Origin of the sequence: Ensifer sp. Root1252 (assembly GCF_001425885.1) — a bacterium.
GTDB lineage: Bacteria > Pseudomonadota > Alphaproteobacteria > Rhizobiales > Rhizobiaceae > Ensifer > Ensifer canadensis.
The window spans coordinates 146,238-166,754 of sequence record NZ_LMDT01000007.1 but is presented as its reverse complement, the minus strand read 5'-3'; the positions used below and the strand labels follow the sequence as shown (position 1 = coordinate 166,754).

The 20,517-nt window shown below is 60.0% G+C and carries 14 protein-coding genes; 10 read left to right on the top strand and 4 right to left on the bottom strand.

Annotated elements, in window-relative coordinates; genetic code table 11:
- Nucleotides 1-18: 18 nt before the first annotated feature.
- Both ASD02_RS10065 and ASD02_RS10060 read right to left on the bottom strand, forming a co-directional pair.
- A complete protein-coding gene (locus ASD02_RS10065; RefSeq protein ID WP_057214406.1) occupies nt 19-969 on the bottom strand; it encodes a polysaccharide pyruvyl transferase family protein in 951 nt (316 codons plus the stop codon).
- Nucleotides 970-1,054: 85 nt separating this feature from the next.
- Nucleotides 1,055-2,020, bottom strand: coding sequence for a glycosyltransferase family 2 protein (locus ASD02_RS10060; RefSeq protein ID WP_057220634.1), 966 nt, complete (start codon nt 2,018-2,020; stop codon nt 1,055-1,057).
- Between the two features lie 124 nt (nt 2,021-2,144).
- Between ASD02_RS10060 and ASD02_RS10055 the strand changes: the two genes are divergently transcribed.
- The 9 genes from ASD02_RS10055 to ASD02_RS10015 all read left to right on the top strand — a co-directional run bounded on the left by ASD02_RS10055 (nt 2,145) and on the right by ASD02_RS10015 (nt 13,540).
- Nucleotides 2,145-3,629, top strand: coding sequence for a lipopolysaccharide biosynthesis protein (locus ASD02_RS10055; protein ID WP_057220652.1), 1,485 nt, complete (start codon nt 2,145-2,147; stop codon nt 3,627-3,629).
- Between the two features lie 411 nt (nt 3,630-4,040).
- Nucleotides 4,041-5,156, top strand: a complete 1,116-nt coding sequence (locus ASD02_RS10050) for an acyltransferase (RefSeq protein WP_057214401.1) — start codon at nt 4,041-4,043, stop codon at nt 5,154-5,156.
- A 2-nt stretch (nt 5,157-5,158) separates the two neighbouring features.
- The gene (locus ASD02_RS10045) at nt 5,159-5,941 is read left to right on the top strand and encodes a glycoside hydrolase family 16 protein (RefSeq protein WP_025428865.1); all 783 of its coding nucleotides are present in this window, start codon (nt 5,159-5,161) and stop codon (nt 5,939-5,941) included.
- 105 nt (nt 5,942-6,046) lie between these two features.
- Nucleotides 6,047-7,249, top strand: a complete 1,203-nt coding sequence (locus ASD02_RS10040; RefSeq protein ID WP_057220651.1) for a hypothetical protein — start codon at nt 6,047-6,049, stop codon at nt 7,247-7,249.
- The gene (locus tag ASD02_RS10035; RefSeq protein ID WP_025428867.1) at nt 7,246-8,244 is read left to right on the top strand and encodes a glycosyltransferase family 2 protein; all 999 of its coding nucleotides are present in this window, start codon (nt 7,246-7,248) and stop codon (nt 8,242-8,244) included. The genes ASD02_RS10040 and ASD02_RS10035 overlap by 4 nt, the downstream gene beginning before the upstream one ends.
- 17 nt (nt 8,245-8,261) lie before the next feature.
- Nucleotides 8,262-9,188, top strand: coding sequence for a glycosyltransferase family 2 protein (locus ASD02_RS10030; protein ID WP_057214475.1), 927 nt, complete (start codon nt 8,262-8,264; stop codon nt 9,186-9,188).
- On the top strand, nt 9,185-10,201 hold the full coding sequence (locus ASD02_RS10025; protein ID WP_057220633.1) for a glycosyltransferase family 2 protein: 1,017 nt from the start codon (nt 9,185-9,187) through the stop codon (nt 10,199-10,201). The genes ASD02_RS10030 and ASD02_RS10025 overlap by 4 nt, the downstream gene beginning before the upstream one ends.
- A gap of 4 nt (nt 10,202-10,205) precedes the next feature.
- A complete protein-coding gene (locus ASD02_RS10020; protein ID WP_057214395.1) occupies nt 10,206-11,111 on the top strand; it encodes a UTP--glucose-1-phosphate uridylyltransferase in 906 nt (301 codons plus the stop codon).
- A 71-nt stretch (nt 11,112-11,182) separates the two neighbouring features.
- Nucleotides 11,183-13,540 carry a Wzz/FepE/Etk N-terminal domain-containing protein gene (locus ASD02_RS10015; RefSeq protein WP_057220632.1) on the top strand — a complete coding sequence of 786 codons (2,358 nt, stop codon included), beginning with the start codon at nt 11,183-11,185 and terminating at the stop codon, nt 13,538-13,540.
- A 137-nt stretch (nt 13,541-13,677) separates the two neighbouring features.
- Here the strand turns inward: ASD02_RS10015 and ASD02_RS10010 are convergent, their stop codons facing one another.
- A complete protein-coding gene (locus ASD02_RS10010; RefSeq protein WP_057214389.1) occupies nt 13,678-15,132 on the bottom strand; it encodes a TrkH family potassium uptake protein in 1,455 nt (484 codons plus the stop codon).
- A 265-nt stretch (nt 15,133-15,397) separates the two neighbouring features.
- On the opposite strand from ASD02_RS10010, the gene ASD02_RS10005 reads away from it, so the two are divergent.
- Nucleotides 15,398-15,640 (top strand): hypothetical protein, encoded by a 243-nt coding sequence (locus ASD02_RS10005; protein WP_057214385.1) that lies wholly within the window; start codon nt 15,398-15,400, stop codon nt 15,638-15,640.
- Nucleotides 15,641-15,879: 239 nt separating this feature from the next.
- On the opposite strand, the gene traA is transcribed toward ASD02_RS10005, so the two are convergent.
- Nucleotides 15,880-20,487 (bottom strand): Ti-type conjugative transfer relaxase TraA, encoded by a 4,608-nt coding sequence (gene traA / locus ASD02_RS10000; RefSeq protein ID WP_347376827.1) that lies wholly within the window; start codon nt 20,485-20,487, stop codon nt 15,880-15,882.
- Nucleotides 20,488-20,517 lie beyond the last annotated feature (30 nt).

Genomic DNA, 20,517 nt, shown 5'->3' with positions numbered 1-20,517 from the left:
GCCGCTTGATCTCAGCCCTTAGAGATAATCGCGACGAACTGTATCGAGTACGTCGCGGAAGCGTGCCTTGCGTTCGGCCAGGACGCGGTCTTCGCTCAATTGCGGCTGCGCTCTGCTTGCCTGCCACAATGCCAACGTCGACGGCGCCGCCAGAAGCTGCTTGGCCGCTCCACGCAAGAAAGTTTGCCTTGGCTGGGTCGCTCCGACGACCAGGTCTCCGTCGATCTGCCGCCGGTTCGGGTCTTCACCATAGGTCTCGGCGATATCAAAACCCATGCCCCAGAACCGGGTCCCCTTGATCATCGCTTCCGCCCGGCTTGAAACCGGGACATGGCGAGGGCGATAGGTGACCCCGACCGTCCGGGCCCAATCGTTCCATTTGAAGCTGTTGATGCTGTTCGAAGTCGAGACCGCGACCCACGGAACGCGAAAGGCGTCCGCGAGGATCGCTCCGTGCATCGATTCGGCCACGATCAGCTCGGACTGCGCGATCTCCCGGATCACGGCTCCGGCCTCTCCACGCGGGTCGATGTAGTGCAGGCCGACCGTGCCGCAGGTCGTCGGCCACATGCCGGCAATCGCACTCTCCCAATGGGGCACGAAGCTACGCTTGTGGATCTTGGGCAAGTTCTGGAACTCCGGCATCTCGGCGACCATCACCGCCGGGTCAACAATGCCGCGTTCGGGTTCGATACCGACCTTTTCGGCCGTCAGCGGGCCGCGCACACAACGAATGTCCCATTCCGCCGTATCGCGCATATCCGGAAGCGTGCCATAGCCAAAGCCGCTGCCAAGCACCAATTTTCGCATGCCGTCGGGTAATAACGCTCGATTGAGCACCGTACCGACGCCGACGAGCAGAATGTCGTCATGGCTGTCGCGGAAACCAGGCAAGAGGAAATCCCAGAGCCAAAGATTGAGGTCGTCTCCAAAATTTCCGTGATGTGATTCCCAGTAATAGGGCTTCATAAGCGGTCCCTTCTCTCAAATAAAAATGTGTCCGGCGCCGCAAGCGGCGGGTCTTTCTCCCTTCTGAGGGATGCTGTCTTCGTGATCAGTGTTGCGGTGACAGTTTGCCGACGGCCAGTTCAAGGGCGCTTTGCAACAATTTCGGATCGCGCCATACCCAGCGGGCAAGCAGCCTGAACTGTGGCACCTTCCTGCGACGCAGGCGCCGAGCCTGACTCCACAATGCCTGACGGCGGGCCGTATGCTGATAGGAGCGGATCGAGGCGATTTCCTGCGGCCGGCGCGAAAAGCGGCCCTCAAGCGTTTCAAGCGCCACGAAAGTGTTGAACTGCTGCTGCAGAAATTCCGGCGAATCGTTGTCGATCGAATGGAAGATGTTGATGCCCTCGCCGCGTTCCGCACCCGCGCCATCGCAAAGGACCACACGTCGCGCCGACAGCACGCAATCGCAGAAGAACAGCACGTCCTCGGCTGCCAGCCGGAGTGCGGCATCGAAGCGGATCGTTTCGAACAGCGAGCGCCCGATCACCATGCAGGAAAGGTGCAGAAAGCTCCAATTCCTCAGCATGACGTTGGATAGATCGGGGATTTCCACGACCAGCGGGCTCTCCTGCAGCCGGATGCAGGTATCGCTCTTCAGGAGATCGGCGACTCCAAAATGGTAGTAGAATGCATCGCCTCCCGTTATCGACGCCCAATAACAATCGGCATCGAATCGCGTCAGGCTTTGATAGGCATTTCTGAGGTGATCCGGCGTCCAGACGTCGTCGGAATCAAGGAATGCTACGAACTCCGAATCCTCAGGAACATGGTCGAGCCCGGTGTTGCGTGCGCCGCCCGGTCCCTGGTTGGGTTGGCGCACGATGGTGATGCGCTCGCGCATGTTTTCGCTGAGCGGCGCCAGCTCCTCATCAACAGGATAAGGAGATTGATCGTCGACGACCAAAACATGGAAGTCCTGAAATGTCTGGGCGAAGACGGACGAAAGCGCCCGCCGAAGGATGCCCGGCTCCTTCTGGTAGTAAGGTATAATAATCGTCAGCTTTGCCATCTTTTCGCCCCTGAGGCTTCTCTACAAAGAGTCTTGCGTGGTCTCCTCCCACTGGGTCGCGGCCGTATGTCTATCGCTTGTCCTTTGTCACTCATTCTTTCAAAGGGCTCACGGGATGTTCGCCATGCCCTCAACCGTCAATGCCAAATCCGTCACCCGTAACGTCGGCTGGAGCGTGCTCTCAAAGACAGGCACATTCGGGCTGAAATTTGTCACCGTGCCTATTCTTGCGCGCATCCTGACGCCTGAAGAGTTCGGAACAGTCGCTGTCGCACTCACCGTCGTGCAGTTTCTGGCAATGATCGGCGGCGCCGGTCTGGCCTCCGCGCTGATCATTCAGCGCGACGAGGAAATGGACCTTGTCCATTCCGCATTCTGGGCGAATCTGGCGATTTCAATGGCAATGGCGCTTGGGCTTTTTGTCTTTGCCGCACCGCTCGCAACGCTGCTGGGGGCGCCGGAAGCTGCCTACCTATTGAAGATGATGAGCCTGCTCATTCCGCTTCAGCTCGGCGGCGATGTCGCTTATGCGCTCCTGGCCCGGCGCATGAATTTCAGCAAGGATGCCGCCTGGAGCATGATTTCGGAAACGCTCGGCGCTCTCGTCGCCGTCGCCATGGCGCTCGCCGGTTTCGGCGTGTGGTCGCTCCTCGGGCAGCTCTTCGTATCGGCGTTGATCCGCCTTTTCGGGCTTTATGCCGTCTCCGGCTACGTACCGAGGCTGGTCTTCTCGTTTCGGCGCGTATGGATATTAAGCCGCTTCAGTCTCGGCATGATGGGCTCCGAAATCGCAAATTTCATTACCTTCCAGTCGCCAATGGTGGTGATCTCCCGCTATCTCGGTCTTTCCGATGCCGGCGCCTATTCCGCCGCCAGCCGGTTCTCCAGCATTCCAAACCAGATCGTGCTTTCAGCTGTCATGGGTGTGCTTTTCCCCGCCTTCAGCCATATGGGCGAGGATCGCGAGCGCCGGTCGCAGGCGTTGATGCTAAGCACGCAGGTCACCACGGTGTTGCTTGCTCCGATGATGTTCGGGCTGTGGGCGCTCGCCGAACCAGCGATGCTCGTCCTCTTCGGCAGCCAATGGGCGGCGGCCTGGCCCGTTCTCGGCCTTCTGGCTTTGTCCAAGGGCATCCTGACCCCCTGCAGCACCTACGTGCCCTATCTCAAAGGCATCGGCCAGGGCGCCGTCCTGTTCTGGTGGGCTGTGATCCGAGCTGTCATCACCACCGGCGCGGTCGCGTATGGGGCCATCAACGGCTCACTGATCGACGCGATGATCGCGCTTTGCATCGTCAACGTTCTGACGCTGGTCGGATATTCATGGGTGGTCTTCCGGGCCGACCATATGCCGTTCGTGAGAGGCTTCTTCGTCTCAACGCGGCCGATGTTTGCGGCCTTTGCCATGGCGCTTGCCGTGCGTTTTCTGCTCGAGCGATTCGGCCCCCTGGTTCCCAACGCCATCTTGCAGGTGCTGATCGGGGCTGCCATCGGCGGTCTCATCTATCTCATTCTGATGGTTCTGACCGAGCGGCAGTTGCTGGTGAAACTACATCGGATGATCCGCCAGCGCGGCGCGGTGGGTGTTTCGCCAGAACCTGCGGAATGATCGTAAATGGCGAGCTCGGCCCTGCCTTACACTCGCCGCAATTCGCGCCGCCGGCAGCAAAAAAACTCCGATTTGACAATGATCAACGAAAAAAAATCTGCAATTTTTGATCGCAATTAATCGGCGTGTGTTCAATCACAGACTTTGGTTCATGAGAATATGAGCATATTCCGCAACATGCGACAATACGTGCGCTTTTAAGGATTGAAGGGGTCGATTCCCTGTTGTTTTGCCGCTAACTCGAAATGTGGCGAATGCTGCACCGCAACAAATCATGGCTGATTCTTTTGTTGCAGCGCCATATTTTTATCCACGCCCCTGCCCTAGTTTAATCGATGCGGGCTCTAGTCTGCTCTGTTGAAACGGCGCCGAAAATGACGCTGGCAGATAGGAGTGACGGATATCGTGGCTATGGACGCGAACATTTCCTCGCGGATCAATTTGATGCGCATCGTGCTGATCTCGGGCATCGTCTTCGTACATGTGCCGCATGATCCGCAAACCAGCCCGTTCCTGGGAACCTATGGGTTTCTGGACTGGCTGCGCGTGTTTTTGGGCGACAGCCTGTTTCGCGTCGGCGTTCCCTGCCTCAGCGCGATCTCGGGCTATCTCATGTTCCGACGCGGTCTGGACACGTTCGATTATAAGAAGACTCTTCGGACCAAGGCGCGCACGGTGCTGCTTCCCTTCCTTCTGTGGAACCTCGCGTTTCTCGCTCTCGTCTATGTGGCGCAGCTCAAGAATATTGGCTTCGGCTACCTTCCCGATGTGGTCAATGCCACGCCACGCGAATGGCTGAGCCTTGCTTTCGCACTTGAGGCGCTGCCGATCAACGTTCCACTCTACTTTCTGCGCGATCTGCTGCTATGCATCCTGCTCTCGCCATTGCTGGCCTGGCTGATCAAGCGCTATCCGCTGCAAACGCTTGGTGTTCTGCTCGCCTTCGCCGTGCTCCCGCTGCCGAATGGCATCTTCCTGAAGAAATCCATCCTCTTCGGCTTCTGCACCGGTATCTATCTGAGCCTGCATCGCATCGATACCAAGCTGCTCGACCCCTATGCCCGATCGATCACCGCCGTTTTCCTCGCCGCCGCTGTCGCGCTCTCGATCGTTCTTTACCAGACCGGTCCGGAGTTCCCGGTCTGGGTCGATATGCTGCGCAGCCTAACGGCACTTTCCGGCATCGTCGGATCCTGGGCCGTTTCAGCGCTTCTCGTGCGCACCCGGCTCGGCGAACGCCTGGCGCGTACCGGTGGCCTCAGCTTCTGGATCTTCTGTGCCCATTACCCCCTGCTCATCGTTTCCTGGATGGTCTGGAATCGCACCGAGATCGCCGACTATCGCCTGTTCTATTTCACGATCCCGTTCATCACGATCGCCATTCTCGTTGCCGCGCATGGGCTTGCCAAGCGCCTGGCACCGGGCCTCACCGCCGTCCTGACCGGCAGCCGCACCGGCTCCTCCCAAGCCAACGCGCGCCCGGATACCGGCCGTCGCTCCGACTACTCGCCACAGCAAAGGACCTGACCATGAGATCGATCAGACCTCACCGCCTCGCCCTTCTCACATGTCTCGCCACCGGCCTTGCCGGCTCCGCAATGGCACAGGAAGGTGCCACCGGCACGTCGTTCCTCGACAACTTCGACACGCTCGACACCGGCCACTGGTATGTTTCGGATGGCTGGAACAACGGGCCGCACCAGAACTGCACCTGGTCGAAGGAGCAGGCGGTGGTCGTTGACGGCATCCTTGAACTGAAGTTCGAGGAGGGCAAGACAGGCGAACGCAACTATGCCTGCGGCGAGGTCCAGACCCGCAAGCGGTTCGGCTATGGGACCTACGAAGCCCGCATCAAGTCCGCCGACGGATCGGGGCTGAACTCAGCCTTCTTTACCTATATCGGTCCTGCCGACAAAAAGGCGCATGACGAGATCGACTTCGAAGTGCTCGGCAAGAACCCGGCAAAGGTGCAGCTCAATCAGTACGTCTCCGCCAAGGGCGGCAACGAGAAGCTCGCCGACGTACCGGGCGGCGCCAACCAAGGCTTCAACGACTACGCCTTCGTCTGGGAGAAGGAGCGTATCCGTTACTACGTCAATGGTGAACTGGTTCACGAAGTGACCGATCCCGCCAAGATCCCGTCCAACGCCCAGAAGATCTTCTTCAGCCTGTGGGGCACCGACACCCTCAGCGATTGGATGGGCACCTTTAACTACAAGGGGCCGACAGCGCTGCAGGTTGACCGGATCGCCTTCACCGCACCCAACGACAAGTGCCAGTTCGCCGAGTCCGTCGCCTGCAAATTGAACTGAGGACGGCACAACGCCGCCGCATCCGTGCATCGCAACGCCACCGTTGCGATGCACGATTTCTTGAATCAAGCTTGGCTCGGGCTAAGCACGAAAACGGATGTTTTCATGCTGCAGATACTTTATTTCGCGCAGGATCTGGCTGACCCCGCGGTTCGCCGTCGAATCCTGATGTTGAAGGCAGGCGGTGCGCGCGTGACGCTGGCCGGCTTTCGCCGGGGCGCGAACGCACTGGCCGCGATCGAGGGCATCGATCCGATCGAGCTCGGCACGACGCGCGACGGTCGCTTTGCCCAGCGGGTCTCAGCGATCACCAAGGCCTGCCTGTCGCTACCCGCCAAGCTGCGCGCGGTCGGCCGGCCCGACCTGATCATCGCCCGCAACCTCGACATGCTCGCCGTCGCCAACAAGGCGGTTTCCATGTTCGGCGGTGATGTCCCTATTGTCTATGAATGCCTCGACATTCACCGCCTGCTTCTGCGCAAGGACGTGGCTGGACGCGCCATGCGCGCCAGCGAAGCCTATCTCGGACGCAATGCGCGCCTTTTGATCACCAGTTCTCCCGCCTTCGTCGAGCATTATTTCCGCCCACTCTCCGGGTTGGAGACGCCAGTCATGCTGCTGGAGAACAAGGTGCTGGAGCTCGGCGATCGAGATTGCCTGCAGGTTTCCGCGGCCCCCACAGCGCGACCGGACGGCCCCTGGCGGATCGGCTGGTTCGGTGCGCTACGCTGCCGCAAGTCGCTCGAACTGCTTTCGACGTTCTCGCGCCGCATGGAGGGCCGTTTCGAGATCGTACTACGCGGCCGGCCCGCCTATTCCGAGTTCGACGATTTCGACGGTTTCATTCGCAATGAGCCGCACATGACCTTCCACGGCGCTTACCGCAGCCCGGAAGACCTCGGCGCGATCTACGACGAGATCGATTTCACCTGGGCGATCGATTTTTTCGAGGAGGGCCAGAACTCCAAATGGCTGCTTCCGAACCGGCTCTATGAGGGCTGCCGACACGGACGGGTTCCGATCGCCATGCGCGGCACGGAGACGGCCCGTTTTCTGGCGGTCCGCGGTCTTGGTTTTCTGCTTGATGAACCCGAGCCGGACAACCTCGTTTCGCTCCTTGGAGCGGTCGATGCCAACAGCCAAGCCGATGCGTCTGGGCGGGTTGCCGCCTGCAACACCGACACCTGGGTCTTTCGCCACACCGATTGCGAGAACCTCGTGAGGCGCCTTTCGGCAATTGCATCGACGGCCCCCGAGCCCGCGACGCCCCTTTCTCAAGCCCGTCAAAACGAAGGTGGTTTGTCATGAACACAACAGATCTGACGTCGACGCGCAGCCTGATCGTCATCCCCTGCCTCAATGAGGCTGAACATATCGAAGCTCTGGTGGACAAGCTTCGTCCGTCACTGGCGCCACTTAATGCGGTCATCCTGATTGCCGACGGCGGCAGTACCGATGGCACCCGCGAAATCGCAGCGCGGCTGGCCCAAGGCGATCCGTCCGTCCTGGCGCTCGATAATCCCAAGCGCATCCAGAGCGCCGCAATCAATCTTGCGGTGGCCGAGTATGGCTCATCCTTCGACTTTCTGATCCGCATCGATGCGCATGGCACCTATCCTGATGATTATTGCCAGAAGCTCGTCGACGAAGTGATCGCAACCGGCGCCGACTCCGTCGTCGTTGCCATGGAGACAGTCGGCTTCACGCCGTTTCAGAAGGCGACGGCCTATGCCCAGAATTCCAAGCTCGGAAATGGCGGCGCCAAACACCGGCTCGGGGCCACAAGCCATTGGGCCGACCACGGCCATCATGCGCTGATGCGCATTGCAGCCTTCAAGGCGATCGGCGGTTACGACGAGAGCTTCAGTCACAACGAAGATGCCGAGTTCGACTATCGGTTCCGCAAGGCCGGCTATCGCATCTGGATGACCGACAGAACGAGCATGGTCTATTACCCCCGGGCAAAGATCGGGCCGCTGTTTCGGCAGTATTTCAGCTACGGCCGCGGGCGAGCCCGCAACGTGCTGAAGCATCGCGTCGCGCCAAGCCTGCGTCAATTGTTGCCGCTCGCCGTGGCACCGATCGCAATCGGCGCCCTGCTCGCCGTCATCAACTGGGTCGCCGCCGTGCCGGTCGTACTTTGGGCTGCAGCTTGCATCGGCTACGGGGCCTGGATGGCGCTCGGCCAGAAAAACCCCTACGGCCCGCTGGCAGCGGTTTCGGCCATGGTGATGCATTTCGCCTGGTCCGCCGGTTTCTGGCGCGAGCTGCTCGACCTTCGCAACAGGCGGGTCGCACCATGATTGAGGCAACGAAGAAAATGGCCGCCGGCCTTCGGGTCGACATCGCGGTCTGCACGTTTCGCCGGCGAGAGCTTGCCGAAACCCTGCGTTCGCTGGCTGCCATTACCGTGCCGGATGGGACGGCAATTCGGATCATCGTCGCCGACAACGATCTACAGCCAAGTGCCGAAGGTCTTGTCGACGCATTGAGGTCGGAAATTCCCTTCGGGATCGACTATGTGCATTGCCCGGCGAGCAACATCTCGATCGCCCGTAACGCCTGCCTTGATAACGCATCGGGCGACTACCTCGCCTTCGTCGATGACGACGAAACGGTTGCTCGCGACTGGCTGGTGCGTCTGCTGGAGACGGCCTCAGCCACCGGGGCCGAGGCGGTTCTCGGCCCGGTCCGAGCCGAATATGACCTTTCGGCGCCGTCCTGGATGCGCCGCGGTGACTTCCACTCGACGCGACCCGTCTGGGTCGGCGGCGAGATCATAACGGGCTACACCTGCAACGTCTTGCTCGATCGAAAAACGCCGGCACTTGCCGGCCGGCGTTTCAACCTCGCGCTCGGCCGAACCGGCGGTGAAGATACGGAGTTCTTCACCCATATGCACAAGGCCGGCGGCCGTCTGGCCTATGCGTCGGATGCCCTGGTCTACGAAATAGTGCCGGAAAAGCGCGCCAGCTTCCAATGGTTGGCAAAACGACGCTTTCGCTCGGGCCAGACACATGGACGCCTGCTCGCACAGGCCTCTGCAGGCAGCGGAAAAGCCGTCGAGATCGTTCGTGCCGCCGCAAAGTGCGGGTATTGCGCTGCCGCAAGCCTCATCCTGCTCGCCTCGCCGGTCGCGCGTTCGCGCTATGCCCTGCGTGCCGTCATGCATGCCGGCGTCGTCAGCGGCCTTTTCGGCGTTCGCGAGCTCGAGCAATACGGCACATCGGAAGTGGCGGCGCCATGACGACAACCAATCCAGATGTCAGCTTCGTCATCGCGGCCTTCAAGGCGGCTGATACAATCACGCGCGCAATCGACAGTGCGCTCGCCCAGGAAGATGTCTCGGTCGAAGTCATCGTCGTCGACGATGCGTCGCAGGACAATACGGCGGCTGTCGTCGAGGCTATCGCCGATCCGCGTATCCGGGTGATCCGACTTCCGGCCAACCGGGGCCCTGGCGGCGCGCGCAACGCCGGTCTCGACGCAGCCCGCGGCGAATGGGTCGCCATCCTCGATGCCGACGACACGGTTCGCCCCGGAAGACTTGCGCGAATGATCGCACGGGCACGCCGCGAAAGCGCTGATATCGCCGTCGACAATCTGGAGGTTCTGAACCTTGATGGCCGGCGCGAACGGATGTTTGACGACACGACGCTTGAGAATACACCGGTTCTCACCCTTGCCGCCTTCATCGAATCCAACGTGCTTTTCAGGTCGACCTATAATTTCGGCTACATGAAGCCGATCTTCGAACGTCGGTTTCTTGAGCAAAAGCGCCTCCGCTTCAAGGAAGAGATCCGCATCGGCGAAGACTATATCCTGCTGGCCTCGGCCCTTGCCGAAGGCGGGCGCTGTGTCGTCGATCCGTCCGCCGGCTATCGTTATCACATCCGCGAAGGCTCCATCTCGCGCGTGCTGGAACTGCGCCACGTCGATGCGATGATCGCCGCCGACACAGACTTCCTCAGCACCCACGCCATCGACGCAAGCGCGATGGCCATGCAGCGCAAGCGCAGCCGCAGCCTTTACGAGGCGCGCGCCTTCTTGGCACTCGTTGAACACATCAAATCCAGATCGCTGGGCGGCGCCATCAGAACCGCGCTCTCCAACCCCCGCGCGCTCCGGCATCTCAGGATGCCGATCGCCGTGCGACTGCGCCGCCTGGTTGCGCCGCTGTCGCGCTTGAAGCCCGCCACAATGACGGTGGCGGCTGAACGATCCACCTCGGGCAAAAGCCCTCACACGAGAAAAGGATAATGCCATGGACCGTATCAGAACTGTCAGAAAAGCAGTTATTCCGGTTGCCGGCAACGGCACGCGTTTCCTTCCCGCGACCAAAGCTGTGCCGAAAGAGATGCTGACGATCGTCGATCGTCCGGTCGTGCAATATGCCGTCGATGAGGCCCGCGAGGCCGGCATCGAACATATCGTCTTCGTCACCAGCCGTAACAAGCAGGCGATCGAAGACCACTTCGACGATACGCCCGAGCTGATTTCGTCGCTGACGCGCTCGGGCAAGAACGCCCAGATTTCCGAGCTCGAAGCCATGTTGCCCAGGGCCGGCTCCGTCAGCTTCACCCGGCAACAGGCGCCGCTCGGCCTCGGACATGCCGTGTGGTGCGCGCGCGACCTGATCGGCGACGAGCCTTTTGCACTGCTTCTGCCCGACATGCTTTCCTATGGCGCGCGCGGCTGCATGGCTGGCCTGATGGATCTCTATCGTCAAACCGGAGGCAATGTCGTCGGCGTCGAACAATGCGCGCCGGAGGATGCCTCCAAATACGGCATCGTGGGCAAGGGAACGTCCGTTTCGCATGGTTTCGCGGTCACCGAAATGGTCGAAAAGCCGAAAGCGGGAGAGGCGCCCTCGAACTTCTACCTCAACGGTCGCTACGTTCTCCAGCCTGAGATCTTCGGCATTCTCGCCCGTCAGCAGCGCGGCGCCGGCAACGAAATTCAGCTGACGGACGGCATGCTGAACCTGTCCAAGGACCAGGCGTTCCACGCCCACCCCTATGATGGCCGAACCTTCGATTGCGGCTCCAAGCATGGGTTCATCGAGGCGAACGTCGCCTTCGCTCTTGCTCGTTCGGATATCGGCGATTTGGTCTACGAATCCGTCAGGGACATGGTTTTGTCTCACGAAGGCCGCATCCGCGCGGCATAAACCCGGTTTCCGGCGCCCCGAGATGTGGGGGCGCCGGCCGATAGCTATATGAAAACGGACAGAGCGACCCAATGAAACAAAGAAGTCTACCGTTCAGTAGCGTATTGCCCCGCGAAGCCGAGGAATCCGATGGCTTCATCGACCTTGACCGGCTTTTTTCGGTGGTGGTTCGTCGCGGCAAGACAGTCGGGCTGTTCGTCGCCCTGTTCGTCGTTCTCGGCGGTGTCTACCTGCTTTTCGCCACGCCGAACTATACCTCGATGACGCAGATCCTGCTCGACGAGAACCTCTCGAAATTCGCGGAAGAAGAAGCTTCCCCACAAAACAGCCAGCTGCTCGATACCCAACTTGCCAGCGCCGTCGAGATCCTCAAATCAGGCGAATTGGCTCTGCGCGTCGTCGACAAGATCAACCTTGCCGACAACGACACGATCGTCAATCCGCCACGCTCGGCTTTCGCTGTGGTCAAGGATTGGATGAAATCGATCACCGGTGTGTTTACGGGCGGCTCTGCGGTTTCGGAAGAGGCCGCACGCAGCGGCCGGCGACAGAAGGCAGCCGCGCTTATCCAGCAGGGCCTCGCCGTCGAACGCGTCTCGCGAAGCTCGGTCGTTGCCCTTGCCTACCGTTCGAGCGATCCGCAGCTGGCAGCGCAGGTGGTGCGCGCCTATGCCGATTCCTACCTGACCGACCAGTTGAACGCCAATTTCGAGGCGACCGAACGGGCATCCGTGTGGTTGCAGGAGCGCCTGGCCGACCTGAGGCAGCGTTCGCAGGTCGCTTCGCTGGAAGTCGAACAATACCGAACCGACAACGGGCTGACCTCGGCGCGGGGAGAACTGATGTCCGAGCAGCAGCTCGCCGATCTCAACAGCCAGCTGATCATTGCCCAGGCCGACACGGCCTCCGCTTCGGCCCGCTACAAGCAGTTTCAGGCGATCGTCGAACAGGGCCCTGAAAAGGCGGTCGACAATGCGACGATCTCGTCGAAGGACGGCGACAATTCGGTGATCCGCGACCTCAGGACCCGCTATCTGACCGTCAGCAAACGCGAGCAGGAGGTGACCCAGAGCTTTAGCGCCGATCATCCCCAGGCGGTATCGCTGCGGGCGGAGAAGAACGATATCGGCCGCCAGATCTATCAGGAACTGCAGCAGCTGACCTCGAGCTATCGCAATGAATACGAGGTCGCGCGGTCCCGCGAAGCCTCGTTGCGCGAAAACATCGAGGGAACCACCGGCCGGAACTCCGACGCAAACCGCTCGCTCGTCCATCTGCGCGAACTCGAGCAGAAGGCCGCAGCTCTGAAGACACTCTATGAATCCTATCTCGGCCGCTATGAGCAGGCAGCACAACAGCGCTCCTTCCCGATTGCCAAGGCTCGGGTGATTTCCGCAGCCGGCGTGCCTGTTTCGCCCTCAAGCCCGAAGAAGACGATGATCCTGGCCCTCTCCGCCGTGCTCGGCATGATGGCAGGCGGGGCGTTTGCGGCGTTTCAGGAATTCCGGGAGCGCACGTTCCGTCTCGAAGGCGACGTCCGTTCGATCCTCGGGCATCGGGCGCTCGGTTATGTCCCGCTGATCGGCCCGCGCCCGGCGACAGCCACAGACCATATGCGTGCCCGGTTTGTGAAGGACAAGGGACCACCACAACCGACACCGGAGCCGGTGCCCTTCGAACGCGTCAGCCGCATCGTGCTCGACGCGCCGCGCTCCTCCTTTACCGAGACGTTCCGCAACGCCAAGCTCGCCTGTGACCAGATGCTGCATGGAAATGCCTGCCGTGTGGTCGGCATTGTGTCGGCGGTTCCCGATGAAGGGAAATCAATCGTCGCTGCCAATTTTGCCGCCCTTCTCGCCGCCAGCGGCAAGCGGACGCTGCTGATCGATGCGGATATCCGCAGGCCCGGCCTTAGCAAGATGATCACGCCGGCGCCCAAGACCGGACTTGTCGAGGCGCTAACCGGCGAGACATCCTGGCCGGCCGGTATCAAGATCGACCACAAGACGAAGCTTGCGATCTTCCCGGTCGGTGGCGAAGCCACCAACCACTACCCGCATGACAGCCACGAGTTGCTCGCCTCGCCGGCCATGGAGGAATTGATCGCGAACGCGCGCAAGTCCTTCGACTATGTGATCGTCGACCTCGCAGCACTCGCCCCTGTCGTTGATGGCAAGGCGTTTTCGCCGCTTGCCGACGGCTTCCTCTTCGTGGCCGAATGGGGCCGCACACCGTCACGGCTCGTGCGCGACCTGCTCCACGCCGAACCGCAGATCAACTCGAAGATCCTCGGCGTCATCCTCAACAAGACGGATATGCGGGAATTGGCGAAATACAGCGACTTCGGCGCAGCCGAACACTATCGCCACCGCTTCGAAAAATACTACGTCGACAACTCAGCGACCCGGCGCGAAGCGGAGCCGGTCTGAACCTCGAGAGCCCAACTCGCTTGGGCTCTCAGAGCATTTCCAGGGCAAGTGCGTAGCGGTTTCCCGTCAAGAAATGCGTAATAACAAAGAGATACAGCCGTTTATGCAATTTCGTTCAACCCGGAAACGCTCGTGCCTTAATCCTTCCAGAACAGCGGCGTCAGGATGACCAGAACGGTCAGGATCTCGAGACGGCCGAGCAGCATCATGACCGACAGCAGATAGAGCGCCGGATCGGACAAGGTGGAGAAGTTTCCAGCCGGCCCGATGATCGGGCCGAGCCCGGCACCGACATTTGAAAGCGCCGTGGCGATCGCCGACGCCGACGTCAAAAGGTCATAGCCAAAAGCGCCCATGGCCAGGCTGCCGAAGGCCCAGATCATCATGTAGGCCGTGAAGAACAAAAAGACGGTCCGCTGCACGTCGACATCGACCAGCGCCTTGCCGTAGCGAACCGTGTGGATCGCGTTCGGGTAGATGAGCCTATAGAGCCCTGCCCGAATGGAATTGAAGATGATGATGAAGCGATATGCCTTCATGCCGCCAGCGGTCGAGCCCGAACACCCGCCCATGAAGGTCGCTGCAAAGGCGAGTGCGACGATGAAGTCGCCCCACAGCATGTAGTCATCGCTGGCAAAGCCTGTTGTCGACAGGATCGACGATACCGTGAAGAACGAATGCGCCAGCGCCTCGTGAAAGTCGATGCCGTTTTCCAACCGTTGAAACAAGCTGGCCCCAATCGCGAGCACAGTGAGGTAGGAAAGGAAAACAATGATCTGCGGGTCCTTCAGCGTGTCCAGCCGGCCGCGCACGATAAAGATGATCAGCACGGAAAACGGCAGGCTGCTGACCGTCATGAAGAAGGTCGCCACCCACAGGATCGGCAGGCTGTTAAAATAGCCGAGCGAGGCGTCGTGGGTGGAAAAGCCCCCGGTCGCAATCGTCGACATCGCGTTATTGATCGCATCGAAGCGATCCATTCCGAGATAGCCGTAGATGATCGCGCAGGTGACCGTCAGGACGATGTAGATCAGTATAAAGGCACGAGTGAAGGTGACGATGCGCGCAAACGGCTTCTCGGTGGTATCGGACGATTCCATCTTGAAAAACGACAGTCCGCCGACGCGCAGATACGGCATGACGAACAGCCCGAGCGCGACGATCCCGATGCCGCCGAGCCAATGGAGCAGCGAACGCCAAACAAGAATACCGGGTGGCGCATTGTCCAGACCGGCAATGACAGTTGAGCCGGTTGTGGTGATGCCAGAGACAGACTCGAACAGCGCCTCGGCGAAATCGAGATTGACCGAGGATAGCCAGAATGGAATGGCACCGACAAACGAGACGACGAGCCACAACAGGTTGACGAGCAGAAAGCCCATTTTCCGGTTGAATGCCGGTGGTCCGCCCTGCGTAGCCGCCATTGTGACCAGCGAAAGGCTACCCATCAGACACGCCGAAACAGCGAAAACCTTCCAGTCCGGATGGCCGAAATAGAGATCGACCAGCGCCGGAATGAACATCGCGAGCGAAAGATAGAGGCCGACCTTTGCGGCAATGTTGATGGCAGACTGGTAAATGGTCGCGTTCAACGGTCAATGCCCCGGTCTTGGCTGTCCTTGTCCACTCGCCCGCGCGAGTCGCTGTCACTTGCCATCAACATCGGGATTAGCGGCCAGCGCCGACGAACGCAAGTTGGACATCCCGCTTAACGATCACAGCAGTTTTTCCTAGTGTCGACGATTGCTGTGGACCAGAACGCGATCACATCATCGTGGCGCGACAAGTCATCACCTTGACTTATTTCTGCGTGTATAGCCTCATCGAACCGACGCCCCTGCAAACTTGAGCCCTGAAATGACCCCCGCGCGATTTACCCAATGCCTACTTGCCCTTCGCTGGACGCCGATCAATCTCGCGAGCGCGCTCCATTGCAATCTAGCGTGGATCGAGGCGATGGAGACCGGCGACGAGAAGGTACCCACCGAACTGGCAACCTGGCTCGAAACGCTGGCAACGGCCCACGAGACAGTGGGCATCCCCGTGGCCTATCGCGGCAAAGGGCTGGAGCCGGCGAGCAGCCGCGCGGCGCGGCGCTAGCGATCATCAGCACCGAGTTGGCTGCAGCGCAGAATTTTTCCGCGAGGGGATTGTGCGCGCTCGGCTTTAAAGAGCTTCGCGGCAACATCGCCCGACCTTGTTCAGAGCTCGGATGGCTGGAACGTTGTGCATCGTCGAGCACGGTGCCAGCTTGGAAAGAGAGCTTCTGTCAATGCCGCAAGATCCTGCGTGATTTGATACACTAGAAGTGGCCCCGGCGTTGATACGCCGGATCATAGTCATGTGCCGCTCTCCGGCTCCCGTCGGCCCGATCTGGCAAGGGCGCGGCGCTGGTTCCCGACGCTTGCCTCCTCAGCTTCGTAGGCGCCGGTGGCGCGCAGAAGCCCGCGCATACGATGGCGCATCGCCTCAAATGCCGCCCATTGCGACTTCGGCACCATTTTAATCGCATGTCTGTCGCCGCGGGCGAGTGCTCCCGGTCCGAAACGTGCATCGAGCGCCTTGCAGACAGTCGTGAACTCCGCACGGATCTCCGGATTAAGCGCCCGAACCTTCCCCGCGAGATGCTTCGCATTCTTCGCCGTCTGGTCCGTCAAACGACGGAGCGCACTCTCAGCTTCTTTGGTCAACCCTGGTATAGCGACACTCATGCGGTTTCGTTCAGTCCTGACCGCCAAAAACTCCGCCTCGTAGGCGGCGGCGTAGGAGCGCCCCATGGCGCGAATGGAGGCGGCAGCGATATTGACATACTGCATCGCTTCCCGACGCTCTCGTCCTGCTGCCAGGAGCCTGTCCAACACCCTGTCCGAGCCACGCAAGGCGCCATAGGCGGCGGGATCAGCGACAATGGCATGCACAATGCGTTCGGGGTCGATCTTCATTGTTACAAGGCTTTCGATCGTCGTAACCGCGGTGGCCGGATCGCGCCAGATCCGAACTGCGTCTCGCCCGAGTGCCGCTCTCTCCTGCCTGTAATGCTGGGCCTCCACCGCCCTGAGCCGCGCCTCATCCTCCACACGGATCTTGAATTCGGTTACAGCTGGCAACATTGGCAAGCACGCGACCGCATACTGCGGAGCAAATGCTGCCGGCGCGATGAGTTGAGCGGGCTCATGTTTTTCTATCATGCGCTGCTCCGCCGCAAACCGTCTAACGACCGAAAACAGCACAGTCAGTTCGGCCTGCCTTTCCTCCACCATGCTTTCCGGAAAACGCATCGCCGTATCGCGCTTAGCGAAGCCATCTGCCTTGTCGGAAAACGCAAGCCATCCGAACCGACGGGTCAGTGCATCGTCGATGGCCTTGACCTCCTGGACCACTGAGCGATCCTCCGTGGCGATCCGGAAAGCGGATCGATATGCCTCATCTCCCCCTTTCTCCCAGGCCGTTTCGATCTCCAAAAGCCGCGCTCTTGCATTTTTGGAAAGTGCCGGAACAACGAAGCTCATATGCAATCTGCGCATTCGCTCGCGGTTGAGGAAGCGCTCTTCTTGGCTACGAAACTCCGTCGCCAGAGCTCGCGCCAAAAGCGCGAGCTCTGGCACAGCTGACAAGGTCGCCGCCCTCTCCTTCCTGGCCGCTTGACCGTCGACAAGGTTAGCGCCGCCACGCAGTTTCCCGAGTGCTTTCGGGAATCGAATAAGCCGGTCTGCGATCAGCTGCGGATCCTTGGCGGTATTCGAGGATTGTTCGTTCAACCGCGCAAGCGCGGCCGCCGGATCGCGGTAAATCCGCTTGAGCAAAGGCATGATGATCGCTTCCTGCTCCGCCCAGGCAGGTGATGCGAGGTGCGCAAGTCGAGCATCTTCCTCGAGTGTCCGCGAGAACGAAATCGTTGCCGGGAGTAATTCTGGATCCTCATCCGCACTGACCTTAGGAACCTGCCGCCTGGCTGCACTGCTACTTGCCTCAATGCCTTCGGCATGCTCAGCCGCAATATCAAGCGCGGAGTTGGCGCGTTGCCATAGTCTAACCACTCGACCACGCTGATCGGAAAGCCAGCTCAGTGTACGATCCGCCTTCTCAACAAGACTCCAGCCAGACACTACCTCAATTCCGCGACGCTTCGCGAAGTCCTCTGCCAGTGATCGGTATGCATCCTGCGTCACGTAATCGAGCGTGGTCGTTTTTCCGCCCGAACGCGAGAGCCGTATAACCAGCTGCGGAAATAAGTCCGGCAAACGGTTTTCCTTGGCAATCCGTCGTTGTCGGTCCTCTGCTTTTTCGATCAGACCCGCTCTCCAGATGTTGCGCTCGACAACACGCTCTTCGAAGCGTCTTTTGCCAGTGTCTTCATCGTTGACTGGAACCTTGACCGTGACCTTCTCTGTTCCATCCTTTCGAAGCATCACGGTGTCGCCGACCTGCACCCCGCCATTCTTCAGCGCCTTCGGCAGACTGACGCCCCACAGACGATGAGTCATTCCATCTTCAATACGAAGATCGGCATAGGGACTTGGACCTACATCGTCGCGCGGTCGAAACGTCGCAATTCCTGTTTCGACAAGCTCGCCGCTAACCCCGTCGGTGTAGTCGGCACGCGGCGCTCTGTCGCGTTCCCGCCTCCGCTGGAAATCCTCCGCAGCAACATAAAGATCGACGCGATCGCGGTGGCGGGTCATCGCGACATACGTCAGATGCTGGTCCATCATGCCGGTCGCCAGCACGAAGGCGCGATGAAAAGTCGAACCCTGACTTTTGTGGATGGTCGCGGCGTAGCCATGATCGACATTGCGATAGGTATCCTCGGCAAAAACGACATCGCGTCCATTGTCGAGCCGCACCGTGAGCAGCGCCGTCCCGCTTCCGGCTGCCGTCGAGCAAACCGTCCCGAGCATGCCGTTCTTCACGTGCTGAACAGTAAGGTTCTTGGCATGCGGCGCGACGAACCGGGCATTTTCGAGAAAGATGATCCGATCACCAACCGCGAACTCCCGCATACCGCGCTCGGTCAGGAACGGCCGGCTGTCCGACAACAGTCCATCCGTCGAAAGCACATTGCGAATAGAACGGTTCAACACCTTCACGTCGTCATTGGTATGCGCAAGTACAGTCAGTTCGTCGCCACGAAGTTTGCGACCTTCCGCCCTGGCGTTCGCTACCAATTCGCGATGTGCAGCTGTCCAGTCTACGACGATGCGCTCGATGGCAGCCTGACGGGTCTCGGCGCTAACGATATGCCCGCGTTCGCCATAAGCGGCAAGCGCCGCTTTCACATCGCCGCGGGCAAATTGCTTGGAGGCCGTACGCGCCCATTCCTCTTTCTGCCGCCGGACACCGGCCAGCTCTACAGAGTTGATGCGCTCGACAATCGCTCGGAAAGCCGCACCGGCCTGAATCGGCTGAAGCTGCATCGGATCACCAATGAGCACCGCCTTTGCGCCCGCGACCTCGATACGCTTCAACAAACGCCCCATTTGTTGGGACGACACCATTCCGGCCTCGTCTACGACCAGCACATCCCCTTTTCCGAGAAGATCGTTACCTCGCTCCCAGGCACGTTCCCAGGAGGCGATGGTGCGGGCGAGAATACCGGAACTTTCCTCCAATCCCTCAGCAGCCTTGCCGGCCAGTGCCGCACCGACGACACGCCGCCCCTCATTTTCCCAAACAGTACGGGCGGCACTCAACAATGTCGATTTACCGGCGCCGGCCACACCGACGACCGCGGCAATTGCGCCACCGGCGGTAACATGCCGGACGGCATCGATTTGCTCTGTTGCGAGCCGAACACCACCGGCAGACATTTCAGATTCAATTGATGTAACGGCAGCGTCAACGCGGGACTTAGAGACACCGAAGCCTTTCATCTTCGACAACTTAATTGCCAAGCGTGCCATTTCATATTCGGTTCGGACCAGAGCGCGCGTCGTGAACACCGCCGGACACTCTACTTTGCAGGTTTCACTGTTTAGCCGTTGCGGCTGCAGCATCACCAGATCGTCCGATGCCATCAGTCTGGCGCGTATATTGGCAAAGACGATCGGATCGTCGATATAACGATGTAGCGCGCGGGCGATATCCCTCTCGTTAAAGGTCGATCGCTCGATGGCGAGTTGCTTGAGCAACAAGGTCGGATCATCCGTGAGCCGGTCGGCAATCTCATAGCGCTTGGCCAATGCAGTCGGTGAAGAATAGGGTTCGACGCCTTTACGAACAAGCGCAGCACGATCCGGACCGAAATGCCGTTGCTCCAGTCCGCGAAGTCCTTGTTCATCGTAGGAACGACCATCAAGGCGGAAGTCATGACCGGCAAGCGCCAGATGGCGGCTTGCCGTTTCCGCCCAGGCAACCTTCCACTCCTTCATCGCTTCCTTGTCGCCTGCCCACAGCCGATAAACGATTTTCCCCTCAGGTCGGTCGGGCGTTTTGACGCGTACCGGTTGGCCGTCTTCACCGACGATCGCGACTTTCTTTGGCCCGAACCCCTCCTCGGCCAAAGGGCGCAGCGTTGCCATAATATGAACATGCGGATTGCCGTCCTTGTCGTGATAAACCCAATCGGCGACCATTCCCCGCGACGTGAGGTTTTCCCGCACGAAGTCGCGCACAAGTTCGATGTTCTCCTTGCGGTTTAATTCCACCGGAAGCGCGAGAATGATCTCGCGGGCAAGCTGCGCATCGCAGCGCGTCTCGAAACGGTCGACCGCGTTCCAAAGCACTTTACTGGCACCAGCGATCGTCCGCCCATCTATGGCCGCCTTCAGCCATGCGGGTGTCTCGGCGGGCAAAGCAAGTTCTTCATGCGCCAGTTCCGCAGCATCGCCATAGTAGCGGAATTCCTTGCCGATCTGTTCGTCCATCATCTTGGTGCGATGACGATAGGCAGCTGCAGAGATGATACTGCGTCCGGCACTCCGGCTGATCACCTGAGCCCTCACAAACATGATAGCCAATTCAGGTCAAGCTCCCCTCCC